Genomic DNA, 15,397 nt, shown 5'->3' with positions numbered 1-15,397 from the left:
GATGGCTTTCGTTCACCTCCGCACCCATACCGAGTACTCCGTCGTCGACGGCACCCTGCGCATCGACGACGCCGCCAGCGCGGCGGCCAAGGATGGCCAGGTCGCCCTGGGACTGACCGACCTCGCGAACATGTTCGGTGGGGTGAAGTTCTACAACGCCTGCCGCAAGAAGGGCGTCAAGCCGGTGCTGGGGGCCGAGGTCTGGCTGGAGCCGGACGCCACCGACAAGCCGCCCAGCCGCGTGCTGCTGCTGGTGCAGAACTTCCAGGGCTACCTCAACCTGAGCGAGCTGCTGTCGCGCGCCTGGATCCAGAACGTGCAGCGCAACCAGGCGCTGTTGAAGCTGGAATGGATGCAGGAACTCCACGAGGGCCTGATCTGCCTGGGCGGCATGCAGTTCGGACCGGTCGGCCAGGCGCTCATCGCCGGCGACGAGGCCAAGGCCCTGGACTGGGCCCGGCGCCTGGCTGCGATCTATCCGGGCCGCTTCTACATCGAGCTGCAGCGCGCCGGGCTGCCCGGCCAGGAGGCGCTGCTGCGCCAACTGGTGCCGCTGGCCGCCAAGGCGAAGCTGCCGGTGGTGGCGACGCATCCCATCCAGTTCCTGAACGAGGACGACTTCGAGGCGCACGAGGCCCGCATCTGCATCGCCGACGGCGAGACGCTGGCCAATCCCAAGCGGGTCAAGCGCTTCCTGCCGAGCCAGCACTTCAAGTCGCAGGCGGAGATGGAGAAGCTCTTCGCCGACCTGCCCAGCGCGATCGCCAACACGGTGGAGATCGCCCGGCGCTGCAGCCTGACGCTGGTGCTGGGCAAGCCGCAACTGCCCAACTTCCCGACGCCGATCCAGGCCGACGGCACGCCGATGCCGATGGAGCAGTACTTCCGCATGCTCTCCTACGAGGGCCTGGAGGACCGGCTGAACCTGCTCTACCCCGACCCCGCCAAGCGCGAGGCGGTGCGCCAGCGCTACGTCGACCGACTGGAGTTCGAGCTCGAGACCATCATCAAGATGGGCTTCCCCGGCTACTTCCTCATCGTGGGCGACTTCATCCGCTGGGCGAAGAACAACGGCTGCCCGGTGGGGCCGGGCCGGGGTTCCGGCGCCGGCTCGCTGGTGGCCTACGTGCTGCTGATCACCGACCTGGACCCGCTGCAGTACAACCTGCTGTTCGAGCGCTTCCTGAACCCGGAGCGGGTCTCGATGCCCGACTTCGACATCGACTTCTGCCAGGGCAACCGCGACCGCGTCATCGAGTACGTCAAGGACAAGTACGGCCGGCCGGCGGTGAGCCAGATCGCGACCTTCGGCACGATGGCGGCCAAGGGCGCGCTGCGCGACATCGGGCGGGTGCTGGGCATGGGCTTCGGCCATGTGGACTCGATCGCCAAGCTGGTGCCGGCGCCCCCGGGCAAGACGGTGACGCTGGCCAAGCTTCCGCCGGACTTCGACCCGGACAAGGCCAAGATGGTCTACGCGCGCCACGAGTCGCCCGAGATCGAGGAGCGCGAGGCGCAGGACGAGGAAGTGGCCGGCCTGCTGGAGATGGCGGCGCGCGTGGAGGGCACGGTGCGCTCGATCGGCATGCACGCCGGCGGCGTGCTGATCGCGCCGGGCAAGATCACCGACTTCTGCCCGCAGTACCAGCAGCCGGGCTCGACCTCGGCGGTGAGCCAGTACGACAAGGACGACGTCGAGGCCATCGGCCTGGTCAAGTTCGACTTCCTGGGCTTGGCGACGCTGACCATCCTCGAGCTGGCCAAGGACTTCATCGTCGCGCGCTATCCCGAGCACAAGGACTTCGCCTTCGAGACCATCCCGCTGGACGACAAGCGGACCTACAAGCTGTTCTCCGACGGCCTGACCGAGTCGGTGTTCCAGTTTGAATCGAGCGGCATGCAGCGCATGCTGAAGGACGCCAAGCCCTCGCGCCTGGAGGACCTGATCGCGCTGAACGCGCTGTACCGCCCGGGCCCGATGGACCTGATCCCCAGCTTCGTCGCGCGCAAGCACGGCAAGGAGGTGGTCGAGTACCCGCATCCGCTGGTGGAGCCGGTGCTGTCCGAGACCTACGGGATCATGGTCTACCAGGAGCAGGTGATGCAGACCGCCCAGGTGCTGGGCGGCTACTCGCTCGGCGGCGCGGACATGCTGCGCCGCGCGATGGGCAAGAAGAAGGCCGAAGAGATGGCCATGCACCGCGAGCTGTTCCGCAAGGGCGCGGCCGAGAAGGGCATCGATCAGGACAAGGCCGACGAGGTCTTCGACCTGATGGAGAAGTTCGCGGGTTACGGCTTCAACAAGTCGCACGCGGCTGCGTACTCGCTGCTGGCGTATCACACCGGCTGGCTGAAGGTCCATTTCACGGCGGAGTTCTTCGCCGCGAACATGACGATCGAATCGGACGACACGGACAAGCTCAAGGTGCTCATGAACGACGCCAAGCTGTTCGGCATCGAGTTCGAGCCGCCCAACATCAACCTGGGCGTGGGGCGTTTCGAGCCGATGGGCGCGGACGAGGGCACGGTGCGCACGCCGCCGAAGGAGGGCGCCAAGCCGGGCGTCACGCCGCGTGCGCGCAAGATCAACTACAGCCTGGGGGCGATCAAGGGCACCGGCGCCGGCGCGATCGAGGCGATCGTTCGCGCCCGCACCGAGGGCGGGCCCTTCACCAGCTTCTTCGACTTCTGCGCGCGGGTCGACCGCAAGGCGGTCAACAAGCGGGTGGTGGAGGCGCTGATCAAGGCCGGCGCCTTCGATGCGCTGCATCCCGACCGCGCGCGGCTGCTGGCCAGCGTGGCGCTGGGCTACACCTACGCGGACAACCTGGCGCAGAACGCCAACCAGGGGGGGCTGTTCGACTTCGACGGCACGCATGGTTCCTCGACGGCGGAGCCCGAGTTCGTCGACGTGCCGCCGTGGGGCATCAAGGAGCGGCTGAGCCTGGAGAAGACGGCGATCGGCTTCTACCTGTCGGGCCACCTGTTCGACCAGGCGGAGACCGAGCTGCGAAAGATGGTCAAGCGCCGGATCGTCGACCTGCAGGACAGCCGCGAGCCGACGACGGTGGCGGGCATCGTGTCCGACATGCGGGTGATCAACGGCTCGCGCGGCCGGGTGGCGATCTTCAAGATCGACGACAAGACCGATGCGATCGAGGCGGTGGCCAACGAGGAGCTGCTCAACGCCAACAAGGAGCTGCTGGCCGAGGATGAACTGATCATCGCGGTGGGCAAGGTGCAGAACGACCGCTTCTCGGGCGGGCTGCGGATGAACGTGCAGCAGGTGTTCAGCCTGGCGGCGGCGCGGGCGCGCTTCGGGCGCTACCTGCGCACGGCGCCCAACCTGCCGGCGGCGACGGTGCTGGAGCTGGTCAAGAGCTGGCCCGCCAAGCGGGTGGAGACGGAGCAGGGTGTGCTGAGCCAGGGCCTGGAGCTGCGCATCCCGATCAAGCGCGCGGGCGCGACGGCGGAACTGGGCCTGGGCGGCGCGGGCAAGTTCTGGCCCAGCGACGAGGCGCTGGAGCAGCTCAAGCCGGCGGAGATCGTTTACTCGGAAGGCGGTTGATCGCCGCTGACCGTCGTCAAGGCCGTAGAAAGTTAAAAAGTTGCTATGGCAAGGTTTTTTGGCTAAAAATCTTGCTTTATGAAGAGTATCAAGACCCTGCCGTTCATCGTCGAGGACTCGCTGGTCGATCTCGGTGAGCGGATTTCACTGGCCCGGCGGGCGCGTCGGATCACGCAACCCGATCTGGCCGCGAAGGCAGGCATCGGCCTCAGCACCCTGTCGGCGGTGGAACGGGGCGCGCCCACGGTGCAGATCGGCTCCGTGCTGATGGTCCTGTGGGCCCTGGGCCTGGAGGGCACCTTCGACACGCTGTCCAACCTGGGCTCCGACAAGGAATTGGCCGAGCTGATGGCGGACACCGTTCCGCGGACGGTGCACGCAAAGAGGAAACCTCGATGAGCGCTGCGTCCAAGCCGGATCTGAAGCCGCGCCGCGTCGGCCGGCGTCGTTGATCCCGGGATCGCTCGCGATCCCGGCTGTTGGCCATCCCCCATTTGCCGGGTAAACCGGCGACACCCCACCGTCCTGCCCGGCGTAAGCTGCGCCTCATGCAGGATGCCAAGCCCAAGACCGGCCTCATCCTTACGGGAGGGGGGGCTCGCGCGGCCTATCAGGTCGGCGTGCTCGCGGCCATCGCGCAGCTCCGGCGCGACGCCTGCACCACCGGCGACAACCCCTTCCAGGTGATCGCCGGCACCTCCGCCGGCGCGATCAACGCCGCCACGCTCGCCTGCCAGGCGGACGACTTCTGCTCCGCCGTCGACGGCCTGATGTACATCTGGCAGAACATCCACGTCGACCAGGTCTATGCCGCGGACTCGCTGGGCGTCATCCGCTCCGGCGCGAAGTGGCTGACGATGGTGTCGCTGGGCTGGGCGCTGAACCGCTGGCGCCGCACGCGCCCGCGCAGCCTGCTCGACAACACGCCGCTGCGCGGCCTGCTCGGCCAGTGGATCAAGATGGACCGGCTGGACGACATGCTGGCCAAGGGCTACATCGACGCGCTGGCCGTGACCGGGTCCAGCTACACCTCGGGCCACCACGTCACCTTCTACCAGACCCACCAGCAGCGCGAGCCCTGGGTGCGCACGCAGCGCATCGCCACGCGCATCCCGCGGCTGTCGATCGAGCACCTGGTCGCGTCGTCGGCGATCCCGTTCATCTTCCCGGCGGAGCCGCTGGACCTGGCCGGCGCGGTCGAATGGTTCGGCGACGGCTCGATGCGGCAGACGGCGCCGATCTCGCCGGCCGTGCACCTGGGCGCGGAGAAGGTGCTGGTGATCGGGGCAGGCCGCATGCACGAGGCCGGTGGCGAGGGCCAGCACGGCCCGACGCCGACCGGGCATCCGAGCCTGGCGCAGATCGCCGGGCATGCGCTGTCCAACATCTTCCTGGACGCGCTGGCCGTGGACATCGAACGGCTCAAGCGCATCAACAGCACGCTGGCGCTGCTGCCGGAGGAAGCGCTGCGCAACACGCCGCTCAAGCCGATCGAGGCCCTGGTCATCGCGCCGAGCCGGCCGCTGGACAGCCTGGCGGCCGAGCACCAGGGCGCGCTGCCGCCGCCGATCCGCGGGTTGCTGAGAGGCATCGGCGTGTCCGGGGAGGGCGCTTCGGCGAGCGGCTCGGCGCTGGCCAGCTACCTGCTCTTCGAGCCGGAATACACCAGCGAGCTGATCACGCTGGGCATGGCCGACACGCTGGCGCGGCGCAGCGAGATCCAGAAGTTCTTCGACTGGCCGGCGCAGGCGCCGCAGGTCGATCCGGCGACGATGCGCAAGCGCGCCGGCGGCTTCGCGCTGCAGATGCCGCCGAATCCGCCGGGGCCGCCGCGCCTGGTGGCGTGAACGGGATCAGGGCCTCGCGGGCGGAGAGCTCCGCATCGCGCGCTCCGGATTCCAGCAATGCTGCCAGTCGTAGGGCAACGCCGACGGCATCGGATTGGACAGCTCCAGGGTCGAGCGGTGCTCATCCACCCGGTAATGCGCCCAGTCCCAACGTTTCACGAACGCGGCGGTCATCTGCACGCGGGTCGGAATGGCGCATTTCCAGGTGCGGAGATCGGACGAGGGCGGCGCCACCGGCTTGAGGGCTGTCGAGGTCTCGCGGGGCGGGTTCCGATGAATCTCCAGCAGCAGCATCTGCCCGGGTTCGATGGCAATGGGATCCGGGCCCGTCAGGCCCAGGCCGTCCACGGTGTTCCCCTGGTCGTCGACGATCGGATTGATCACGATGTCCTTCAAGGTCACGATGGTGCGCTCCTGGTTCAGGATCGCCAGGAGGAGGCGTGTCACCTCCCGCGTCGGCATCTCGGTCGAGCCGTCCTGCCGGGTTTCCGCCTGGCGTGCCGGATCCGTTTCGGGGTCGACGACCGTGTACCAGTTGGCGCTGAGCTTGGGCATCGGCGCGCAGCCGACCAGGCACGCCGTCATCCAGACTCCGAGCGCTCTCCTCGCCGCGGACGGCCGCGTCATGGCCGGGCTCCTTCGCCGCCGCGCACGTTGGATCGCGGTGGTACCTGGGTGACGCTGCGCCTGATGGCGGCGATGTCAGCGGCCATGCCGCTCATCGTCTTGCTGGCCGTGGCCGCGCTGTCCGCCGCCGAAGCGGCTTGCGTCGCGGCGCTGTCGGCGCGACCGGCGGCCGAGTTCGCGCTGGTCGCGGCGGCGGCGCTGGCGTTGGCGGCCTGCTTCAGCCGCTCGACGTCGGCGGTGTCGAGCTTGACGGTCAGCGTGCCGTCTCGTCGACCGACGCCGCTGGCCGCGGAAGCGGCAGCGACCACCTCGAGCGTGAAGGTCTGGGCCGAACTGGAGGCGTTCCTGATCTGCGAGACGAATTCCGCCAGGGAGAGGTTGACGTCGCCGTTCCCCACCGGCGGCGTCGGAGGCGCGACCGTTGTTGCCGGCGGCGGCGCCGGAGGCGGGGCGGCGGGCGGCGCGGACGACCCGACCGACGAGACGCCAGTGACCGTGACGACGCTCACCAGCGTGCCGGCGGCCACCATCTGCGCGTTGTCGCTGAGACTGCCGAGCAACTTGCTCAGCGCCGATTCCGCCGCCTGGGCCGGTTTTCCGCCTTCTCCTTCCGGGCGCGGTGGCGCGGGCGGCGCCACGGCGACCGATTCGATGGCCCGCGACAGTCCCCCGAAGCCTGGAAGCGGCGATCCAGCGGTGGCGGGTGCGGCCGATCCGGGGGGCGGACCGTACGCCGCCAGCACGGTGTGCAAGCCCAGCATGCGATAGCTCTCGAACTGGGACTCGTCGAAGAACTGGTCCGAGGTCGGTTGCTGCGGAAAGCGCTGGTTGCCGCGCCGGCTCTCCTCGGCATAGCGACGGACATCGAGCGGCAACCATGGACCGCGCGGATCGTCGTGCACCAGCGCGGGCTTGATCAGCAGCAGCGTGCCGTCCGGCGCGGCCGCATCGGCCTGGCCATATCGGATCCGCGCCCGCGCCACCGCCGCGCCGGACCGTTGCCGCTCCAGCGGCCCCGGCATGTTGGTGGTGAACTCGATGCCGATGCCCAGGTCGATGCGGATGCGGCGGACCGTCGAGAGCAGGTCGTCGTATTGGTAGTCGGGGTCCGCGCCGGCATCCACGACGACGATGTGACGGACCCGGCGCCGCACCATCTCGTACAGGCCGGTGTTGTCGAAATGCCCGCCGTCCGACAGGTTGACGAAGGCCGTCTCGGCGGAAGTGTTGCCCCAGGCCTCATCGATCATCGTCGACAGGCCCAGCGCCGGTTCCGAACGTTCCTGGGGCCACTTCGGGGAACTCGCGCGCATCGGGTTGGGGGACCAGATGCCCAGCCGGACATTGAACAGCGTCATCACGAGCGCGAGCGGCACCGAGCTGTGATAGCCCATGTTCGGCGACGCCGCCGCGCCCGAGACGGTCATCGCGCATCCCAGGCTGATGCCGTCGATGTGAGGCGTCTGGAGGTAGTGCTTGGACGGGATGTAGCCGGTGGTCCTGCTGCCCGAGTAGAGCGGGGAGATGGTGAAGGCGACGGCTTTGCGGTCCTGCCACTCCAGGCGACTGCCCGTCGGCTTCACGAGGTTCAGGGCCACGTTGACGATGTGCATCAGCCGCGGGCGGGCGTCCCGCTCGGCATGCTTCTCGGGCCAGGTTTCGTGGATGGGCAGGTTGTCCTGCGGATCGAAACCGGTGAACCAGTGAGGCCGGCGATCCTCGTCGCGACGGCTGGCCGCCAGGTAGGCCCGCACGAGCCGGTTGCCGTAGAGGCTGTGAAGCGAGAACGCGTTGACGCCGATGCGGTAGGACGTGCCGAGCGCCAGGAGGGCGGCCACGAGCAGCGCCCCGACGAGCGGCAGCGGGTCGATCGTCGTCAGGAGGGAGGCGGTGTAGAAGTGGGCGGCTTCGTCCGTCCAGGGGGCGCAGCGCTTGCCGGCGTGGCCGCAGTCGAGCGGCCGGCAGCTTGAGCCCAGGCTGAAACGTGTCTCGGGATCCTGCGCCTTGAGCTTCGCGCAGACCATGCGCGAGAAGGCGGGCGCCTGCACATCGACGCCGAGCCGCGCCTCTTGCGCCTTCAGGTAGGGCTCATGCAGTCGCATCATGGCCGTGATCGCGTACGACAGGCCGGTCAGGAACAGCACGATGAAGACGATGGAGAGCAGGTCGGCGATGCGCATGCCGGTCTTGTCGGCGAACGACTCGGCCTTCTGGCGCCAGGCGGGCCCTTGTTTGCTGATGAACCCGATGGTCGCGAGCAACAGCCCGAGCACCCCCGTCCCGGCGCCGAAGGCCGCCGCCTGTCCGCCCTGCAGCTTGAACAGCGCGAGCATCTGGCTGGGCAGGTAGAACACGAGTCCGACGCCGAGGATCCAGCAGGCGGACGGCAACATCCAGCGCGCCGCGGCACGCGCCCACCACTCGCGTTCATCCTCCAGGCCGACGGGGCGCCGCCATCCGGCATAGACGGTGACGCCCACCCAGAACAGGGTCATCAACAGCGGCACGCCCCAGAGCGCCAGCAGACGCAGGTCGTGCGGGGCCAGGCCGATCTCGACGGGTTGCCACGGCAGCGCCTCGGGCGGCGGGGAGAAGGTGATCAGCCAGCGGATGACCCAATACAGCGCCGCGCCGGTGCCGCCGCCCGCGACGGTGACGGCGATGAAGGCCCAGCCATCCGCCGGACGCGTCCCCGGCTCCCGCGCCCGCGCCTTGCGCAGCACGAGTCCGCCCAGCAGTGACGCGGCGCCTTGAGTGAAGGCGCCCAGCACGAAGCCGAGCAGCGTGACCTGCCATTCGGGGTCGGGCGTGACGGCGGCGAGCGCCTGGCGCGCCCACCCCGGCAGCCAGATCGACCAGACGGGCCTGCCCGCGGGGTCGCGGACCTCCCAGCCGATCAGGCAGGTCAGCAGCAACGCGGCGGCGAACGGCGGCAGCACCATCTGCCAGGTGTCGTCCGGCCTGTCCGGGGGCGGCCCCTTGAGCCGCTCCTCCGTGCGCGCGGCCGCTGCGCCGGAGGAGGCCGGCGGCGCGCCGGCCTGCAGGTGCTGGACCGGCGATCGCGGCTTGCGCTTGGGCGGTGGCGCCGGCAGGTCCGACGCCATGTAGGCGATGGTCCAGACGATCAGCAGCCAGGCGGCCCACATCATGGCCTGACGCCAGCCGTCGCCCGGCAGCCCCGCCTGAAGCCAGGCGAGGTAGAGGCGCGGCAACAGCAGCACGCCCAACAGCGCGGGGATCCACACCATCCAGTTGAGCGTCAGGTTGCGCGCGTAGATCGCCAGCAGCGTGAGGAAGTCGGCGGACACGCCCCGCATCGGACTCAGGTAGCTGCTGAAGGCGCGCAGGCGCCGCACCGGTTGGGGCTCTTCCGACTGGGCGTCGCCGACCCGGCCCAGGGTGTCGAGCACCGCCGCCCGCGCATCGCTGAGCGCCGGCCCCTCGGTCTGGATCGGCGCCCGGGAGCCCATGCCGGCATTCATGTAGTCGGCCAGGCTCATGCCGGCGGCGTCGGCCTGGCGCAGCAGGGCCTCGTTGCGGATCCAGGCCGACAGCAGGCTGGTGATGTACCCGCCGCCGGAAACGGAGGACAGGTAGTGGAAGTCCCGCATGACGCCTTTGGCGGCGAGCCCCTGGATCACGCCCAGGCTGAAGGTCGCGCTGCGGATGCCGCCGCCCGACAGGCAGAGCGCCGCCGGAGCCTCATCCTCGCCCAGGCGATGGATCCAGGCGCGGAGCCACTTCAGGCGGGCATCGATCAGCGCCTTGCGCCACCGCTCGTAAGTCGCCCAGTCCGAGCTGACAGGGACTCGGGGATGGTCCTGCTTCCATCGTTGCCGCTGCGCTTCGTCGTCCCAGGGGGGCGGGACCTCGATCCGGCGGATCAGGGCCTGCAGACGCGGTCGCAGCGGGGGCAGCAGCGCCATGGCCTCGGCGATCAGGACCTCGTCGTCGCGCCGCGGCCATGGCTGTGCCAGCGTCTGGCGTTCGGACCCGTCTGGCACCGGGGGCGGTGCTTCGGGCGGGGGCGGTGCTGCTGCGGTCATGGCGGCCTCCCATTGGCTCGTACCGCCAATGTCCCGCGCCGCTTGCCCGCCGGCATCCGGGTTGATTCCGAGCCGTCCGCAACCTTGGGGATGAGCCAGGGACTGCGGCTGTCCCTCGTTCGCGTCAGGCGGTCAACCGCAATTCCGCTGTCAACCCACCCTCGGGCCGGTTGCTCAGCACCAGCGAGCCGCGCTGCCGCAGCGTCAATTCACGCGCGATGTAGAGCCCCAGCCCCGCGCCGCCCGTGTGGCGGTTGCGAGACTCCTCCAGCCGGTAGAAGGGCTCGAACACCGCTTCCAGCTGGTCGGGCGGGATGCCCGGCCCCGCATCCGTCACGCGCAGCCACGGCCCTTGCGCGTCGCGACCCACCTGAACCTCGGCGCGGCCGCCGTAGCGCACCGCGTTGCCGATCAGGTTGCCCAGCACCCGCCGCAGCGCCATCGGCTGGCCCTTGGCCAGCACCTGCGCGTCACCGCCCTCGAAACTCACCGGCATCGCCTGTTCGACCAGGTCGTCCGTCAGCGCCTGCGCCAGTGCGCCCAGGTCCACGTCTTGCAGCGGCTCGGCCGCGCCCGGCCCATCGCCGCGGAACAGCTCCATCACCGCGTCCACCAGCGCATTCATCTCGCGGATGTCCTCGACCGAGCGCTGACGCTGCAGCTCCTCGATGTCCAGCGTCTCCAGCCGCATCCGCAGCCGCGTCAGCGGCGTGCGCAGGTCGTGCGAGATCGCCGCCACCATCAGGCCGCGCTCGTTGAACTGGCGCCGCAGCTGCCGCGCCATCGCGTTGAAAACCTGGGCGCTTTCGCGGACCTCGAGCGTGCCGCGTCGCTCATCGAGCAGCGGCAGCGGTTCCTGCTTGTGCAGTGACTGGCCCAGCGCCTGCGAGGCTTGGACCAGGTCCCGCATCGGCCGCGCCAGCCAGCGCGACGCGATCCAGGCCGCCAGGCCCGTGACCAGCAGGCGGATGCCGTAATCCAGCGTCAGTTCCCATGCCGAGAGTGTTCTGAACGGGCCTCGCCACGGGCCCTTGGGCATCGGCGGCGGCTCGTGCTCGACCTCGCGCGGCTCGCCAGCCGGCGGCGGCAGGTCGCCCGGCAACGGCGGCTCATGGAGGTCGGAAGGCCCAGGCTGCTGCGGCTGCCCCTTCGGGTCATGCATCAGGCCCGGCATCGGGGGTAGGGTGGGCGCGCCCGGCATGCGTGCCACGTTGAAGTCGCCGCGTACCCAGGTCACCACGCCGATCGCCAGCGCCTGCGCCGCCACCAGCGTCACCCACAGCAGGATGAAGATCCGCCGCGCCAGCGTGTCACCGAGCGCGCGCCCGATCCGCTCCCGCATCGCGCGGCCCAGACCGCCGAAGCCGCCAGGCCCGCCAGGCCCGCTGGGCCCGCTGGGCCCGCCTGGAGCCTGGGCGCCGCTCAAGCCTGCACCTGGGCGTCGAAGAGATAACCCTCGCCGCGCATCGTGCGGATCAGGCGCGGCTCCTTGGGCGAGTCGCCCAGCTTCTGGCGCAGCCGGGAGATCGTCAGGTCCACGCTGCGGTCATTGACCTCCACGCCAGGCGCGCGCGTCAGCTCGATCAACTGCTCGCGGCTGAGCACCCGGCCGGGACGCTCGACCAGCGCGCTCAGCATGCGGAACTCCGCGCTGGACAGCGGCACCACGACCTGCTGCGGCGACACCAGCTGGCGCAGCAGCCGGTCGAAGGCCCAGCCCTCGAAGCGGAACTCGCGGCGCGTCTGCGCCTCGTGGTCGCCGCGGCGCGCGCGACGCCGGATCGCATGAATGCGGGCCACCAGCTCGCGGGGCTCGAAAGGCTTGGCGAGATAGTCGTCCGCGCCCATCTCCAGCCCGAGCACGCGGCTGATGGGGTCGCCATGCGCCGTCAGCATGATCACCGGCACCGACGGGTGGTGCTGCTGGATCCACTGGCACAGCGTCAGGCCGTTCTCGTCCGGCAGCATCAGGTCCAGCACGACGACGTCGAAGACCTGCATGGCCATCAGCCGGCGCATCTCGCGGCCGTCGGCCGCGGCGCTCACCGTCACGCTGAACTTCTGCAAGTACGCGTCGAGCGAGCGGCGGATCTCCGCGTCGTCGTCGACCACCAGACACCGCGTCATGCGCGCCTCCACGACCGCGGCCGGCGGCATGCCGGCCTGAGCCATGGACGATACACCGCGCGTCCCGTCGTCTGCGGGGAGCTGCATGGGCCGCGCCCTCAGACCGAGATGCCCACCGTCAGCGTCGCGGTGTAGCCGTTGGTGACGTCGCCGCTCAGCGTGGCCAGCTGCGTGGTGTAGCCGTCGCTGAAGACGTTGTCCGTCGAGAAGCTGATCCGGTTGAAGTTGGTCAGGCTGCTGCTGTAGCCGGACGCGGTGCTGTAGACCGTCGTGCAGACGTCGGTGGGGAACGCGATCTGCGAGGTCTTGATCTTGTTGGCGTAGGAGGTGGCCGCGCTGGCGCTCGGATAGACCTCGAAATGCATGTGGGGCATGCGGCCGTCGTAGCAGCCAGGGAAGATGGTCGTGAAGGTGACCGTGCCGTCGCTGCCGGTGCTTTGCACGCCGCGCAGGTAGTTCTCGTTGACGATGCTCGCGCTGTACAGCGAGTAGCGGCCCTCGCGGTCGCAGTGCCACAGGTAGATCGCGTAGCCCGAGAGGTCGGCGCAGCTGCTGTTGGTGTTGACCAGGTCGATCGTCAGCGTCAGCGGCACGCCGCCGGCCGTGCCGCTGGCGGTGCCGATGCTGCTGCGGATGTCGCTGCGCACGATGCCGCTGAGCGCCAGCGCGTTGGTCACGCCGCTGCCGTTGCTGTTGGAGCCGTCGCCGGGGTAGGGGCCGGCGGTCTCCTCCGGGATGACCGAGCAGCTGCCGGTGGTGCCGGTGCTGCCCGTGGATCCGGTGGAACCCGTCGATCCCGTGGATCCGGTGCTGCCGGTGCTGCCGGTGCTCACGGTGCTGGTGCCGGCGTCGGAGCCGCCCCCGCCGCATCCGATCAGCGACAGGCCGCCGATCCCGGCGAGGCCGGCGAGCAGGCCCAGGGCGCGGCGGCGCTGCTGCAGCACGGCGAGGTCGTGCGCCAGGCCCTGGTCATGGTCGTGGCCGCCCTCGTATTCGTGCGAGTGCGAGTGCGAGTGGTCGTGGGCGGGAGTGTGGCGATGAGGCTGCATGCGGGGCTCCGGAAGTGGATGACCCGCATTGGATCGAGGCGTCTTGTCCGGCGCTTATCGTCTTTGTGTCAAGGCCGACAAGCAGTGAAACAGGCAGGGCCCCGCAGCCTTCAGTGCTGCACCTTCACCATGCCGGCGTAGACGCCGTCCCGGGCCATCAGCGCGTCGTGGTCGCCGGACTCGACCACCTGGCCGTCGGCCAGCACCTGGATGCAATCGGCGCGGCGGATCGTCGACAGCCGATGCGCGATCACGATCAGCGTCTTGCGACCCTGCCACTGCTCCAGCGCCTGCTGCACGGCGCGCTCGCTCTCGGTGTCGAGCGCGGAGGTCGCCTCGTCGAAGATCCACACCGGCGCGTCCTTGTAGAGCGCCCGCGCGATCGCCAGGCGCTGTCTCTGGCCGCCCGACAGCTTGCTGCCGTTGGCGCCTACCGTCGTGTCCAGTCCCTCGGGCAGCGACTGCACGAAGTCCCACAGCGCCGCCGCGCGCAGCACCTGCTCGAGCTTGGCGTCGTCGCGCTCCTGCGCGTAGGCGATGTTGTCCGCGATGGAGAGGTCGAACAGCACGATGTCCTGCGACACCACCGCGAACTGGCGCCGCAGGTTGGCTTTGGTCAGCTCGTCGATCGGCACGTCGTCCAGCAGGATGCGGCCGCTGTCCGGACGCTCGAAGCCCAGCAGCAGGTTCACCACCGAGCTCTTGCCCGCGCCCGAGCTGCCGACCAGCGCCGTCGTGCGGCCGGCCGGGATGTGCAGGTCCATGGCCGCGAGCGCGTCGCGGTTGGCGCCGGGATAACGCAGCGTGACCTGCTGCAGCGCGATGTCGCCGCGCACGTCGCGCAGCTCGCGGGTGCCGGTGTCGGGCTCGGGCGGCGTGTCCAGCAGGCCCATGCAGCCGCGTGCCACGACCAGCGCGTTGGTGATGGGCTGCATCACGTCGCTGAGGTGGCGCAGCCGCGAGCTCATGAAGAGCAGCGCGGCGACGAAGGACGCAAACTCGCCCACGCCGGTGCCGTTCACCCGCGACTGGTACAGCGCCAGGCTGACGATGATCGAGATGCCCACGCTGGCCATCAGCTGCGACAGCGGCTGCGCCATGGCGTTGGAGGCCGCCGTCTTCAGCGTGCTGCGCTGCACCTCGCGGGCGCGCTCGGCGAAGCGGCGGCGCTCGTAGTCGGCCGCGTCGAAGCTGCGCACCACGCGCCAGGCGCGGGTGACGTCCTCGATCACCGAGACCAGCCGCAGCTGCGCGTCATAGGCCCAGCTGCCCATGCGCCGCACGCGCCGGTTGACCTTGCGCACCACGAAGGCCAGACCTGGCACGGTGATAAGCGAGAGCAGGGTCAGCTTCCAGTTGATGAAGAACAGGAATCCCATCAGCGCCAGCGCCGGCAGGCCGTCGCGCAGGATGGTGATCAGCGCGCCGGCGATCAGGGTGACGACATGCTGCGGATCGTTGACGACCTTGGTGACCGCGGTGGCGGGTTGAAGGCTGGTGTAGACGCGCGCATCCGCGCGCAGCAGCACCTGCAGCAGCGCGGTGCGGATGTCCATCACCGTGCGCGAGATCGTCCAGTTCAGCATGTACTGGCCGCAGAAGGTGAACAGCCCGCGGACGGCGAACAGGCCGATCAGCACGATGGGCACCATCCAGATCGGGAAGCTGTAGTTCCGGTTGACCTCGGCCAGCGAGGGCCGCGACGGCGACGACGCCGCGGACGCGGACGGCGCGACCACGCCGGCCGACGATGCGATCGATGCGGCGGCGGTGGTTGAAGCGGCAGGCGCCACCGCCGGCGCGGACGCGGCCGGCGCGCCGCCCGGGATCGAGAAACCGGCGACGTTCGTGGACTTGGCGTTGAAGCCCTCGCCGAGCGCATAACCCAGCAGCTTGGGGATCAGCGGCTCGGTCGACGCCACCAGGACGAAGGCGATGACCGACAGCAGCAGGCCCCAGCGGTGCGGCTTCATGAAGCGCCAGAGGCGGCTCGCGGTGGGGCCGAGCGGTTCGGTGTCTTTGGCGGAGGCTTGATCGGTCATGGCGCAGGCCGGCGCCGGGTGCGAGGCACCGGCTCAGGCCAAGGGGATCGAAGGAGGAAGCGGCGATTGTGCCGGAGTCCCGGGTCGTCCC

Annotated in this window: 9 protein-coding genes; 3 read left to right on the top strand and 6 right to left on the bottom strand. The window is 69.8% G+C overall.

Annotated features, from left to right (window positions below):
* The first annotated feature begins 1 nt into the window (after position 1).
* The 3 genes from dnaE to FHT37_RS09475 all read left to right on the top strand — a co-directional run bounded on the left by dnaE (position 2) and on the right by FHT37_RS09475 (position 5,415).
* Complete coding sequence (dnaE, locus tag FHT37_RS09485; RefSeq protein ID WP_147240192.1) at positions 2-3,568, top strand: DNA polymerase III subunit alpha; 3,567 nt, start codon at positions 2-4, stop codon at positions 3,566-3,568.
* A 78-nt stretch (positions 3,569-3,646) separates the two neighbouring features.
* On the top strand, positions 3,647-3,967 hold the full coding sequence (locus tag FHT37_RS09480) for a helix-turn-helix domain-containing protein (protein ID WP_091733184.1): 321 nt from the start codon (positions 3,647-3,649) through the stop codon (positions 3,965-3,967).
* Positions 3,968-4,116: 149 nt separating this feature from the next.
* Entirely contained in the window at positions 4,117-5,415 is a 1,299-nt protein-coding gene (locus tag FHT37_RS09475) for a patatin-like phospholipase family protein (RefSeq protein ID WP_183480436.1), read from the top strand.
* Positions 5,416-5,421: 6 nt separating this feature from the next.
* Here the strand turns inward: FHT37_RS09475 and FHT37_RS09470 are convergent, their stop codons facing one another.
* The 6 genes from FHT37_RS09470 to msbA form a co-directional block, all read right to left on the bottom strand.
* Positions 5,422-6,042, bottom strand: coding sequence for a hypothetical protein (locus FHT37_RS09470; RefSeq protein ID WP_183480434.1), 621 nt, complete (start codon positions 6,040-6,042; stop codon positions 5,422-5,424).
* On the bottom strand, positions 6,039-10,088 hold the full coding sequence (locus tag FHT37_RS09465) for a patatin-like phospholipase family protein (protein ID WP_183480432.1): 4,050 nt from the start codon (positions 10,086-10,088) through the stop codon (positions 6,039-6,041). Before FHT37_RS09465 ends, FHT37_RS09470 begins: the two co-directional genes overlap by 4 nt.
* A gap of 124 nt (positions 10,089-10,212) precedes the next feature.
* Positions 10,213-11,514 (bottom strand): ATP-binding protein, encoded by a 1,302-nt coding sequence (locus FHT37_RS09460; RefSeq protein WP_221210988.1) that lies wholly within the window; start codon positions 11,512-11,514, stop codon positions 10,213-10,215.
* On the bottom strand, positions 11,511-12,302 hold the full coding sequence (locus tag FHT37_RS09455) for a response regulator (protein ID WP_255489527.1): 792 nt from the start codon (positions 12,300-12,302) through the stop codon (positions 11,511-11,513). Before FHT37_RS09455 ends, FHT37_RS09460 begins: the two co-directional genes overlap by 4 nt.
* 11 nt (positions 12,303-12,313) lie before the next feature.
* Positions 12,314-13,264 carry an intradiol ring-cleavage dioxygenase gene (locus tag FHT37_RS09450; RefSeq protein WP_254783569.1) on the bottom strand — a complete coding sequence of 317 codons (951 nt, stop codon included), beginning with the start codon at positions 13,262-13,264 and terminating at the stop codon, positions 12,314-12,316.
* A gap of 110 nt (positions 13,265-13,374) precedes the next feature.
* Complete coding sequence (gene msbA, locus FHT37_RS09445; protein ID WP_091733199.1) at positions 13,375-15,306, bottom strand: lipid A export permease/ATP-binding protein MsbA; 1,932 nt, start codon at positions 15,304-15,306, stop codon at positions 13,375-13,377.
* Between the last annotated feature and the right edge of the window lie 91 nt (positions 15,307-15,397).

Source organism: Mitsuaria sp. BK037 (genome assembly GCF_014193045.1).
GTDB lineage: Bacteria > Pseudomonadota > Gammaproteobacteria > Burkholderiales > Burkholderiaceae_C > Roseateles.
Note: the sequence above shows the minus strand (reverse complement) of the source record. Positions and strands in the feature narration are given on the sequence as shown.

Excerpts from the sequence above, each read along its gene's own strand:
- dnaE (WP_147240192.1), top strand. The coding sequence starts at position 2 with ATGGCTTTCGTTCACCTCCGCACCCATACCGAGTACTCCGTCGTCGAC.
- FHT37_RS09480 (WP_091733184.1), top strand. The coding sequence starts at position 3,647 with ATGAAGAGTATCAAGACCCTGCCGTTCATCGTCGAGGACTCGCTGGTC.
- FHT37_RS09475 (WP_183480436.1), top strand. The coding sequence starts at position 4,117 with ATGCAGGATGCCAAGCCCAAGACCGGCCTCATCCTTACGGGAGGGGGG.
- FHT37_RS09470 (WP_183480434.1), bottom strand. The coding sequence starts at position 6,042 with ATGACGCGGCCGTCCGCGGCGAGGAGAGCGCTCGGAGTCTGGATGACG.
- FHT37_RS09465 (WP_183480432.1), bottom strand. The coding sequence starts at position 10,088 with ATGACCGCAGCAGCACCGCCCCCGCCCGAAGCACCGCCCCCGGTGCCA.
- FHT37_RS09455 (WP_255489527.1), bottom strand. The coding sequence starts at position 12,302 with ATGCAGCTCCCCGCAGACGACGGGACGCGCGGTGTATCGTCCATGGCT.
- FHT37_RS09450 (WP_254783569.1), bottom strand. The coding sequence starts at position 13,264 with ATGCAGCCTCATCGCCACACTCCCGCCCACGACCACTCGCACTCGCAC.
- msbA (WP_091733199.1), bottom strand. The coding sequence starts at position 15,306 with ATGACCGATCAAGCCTCCGCCAAAGACACCGAACCGCTCGGCCCCACC.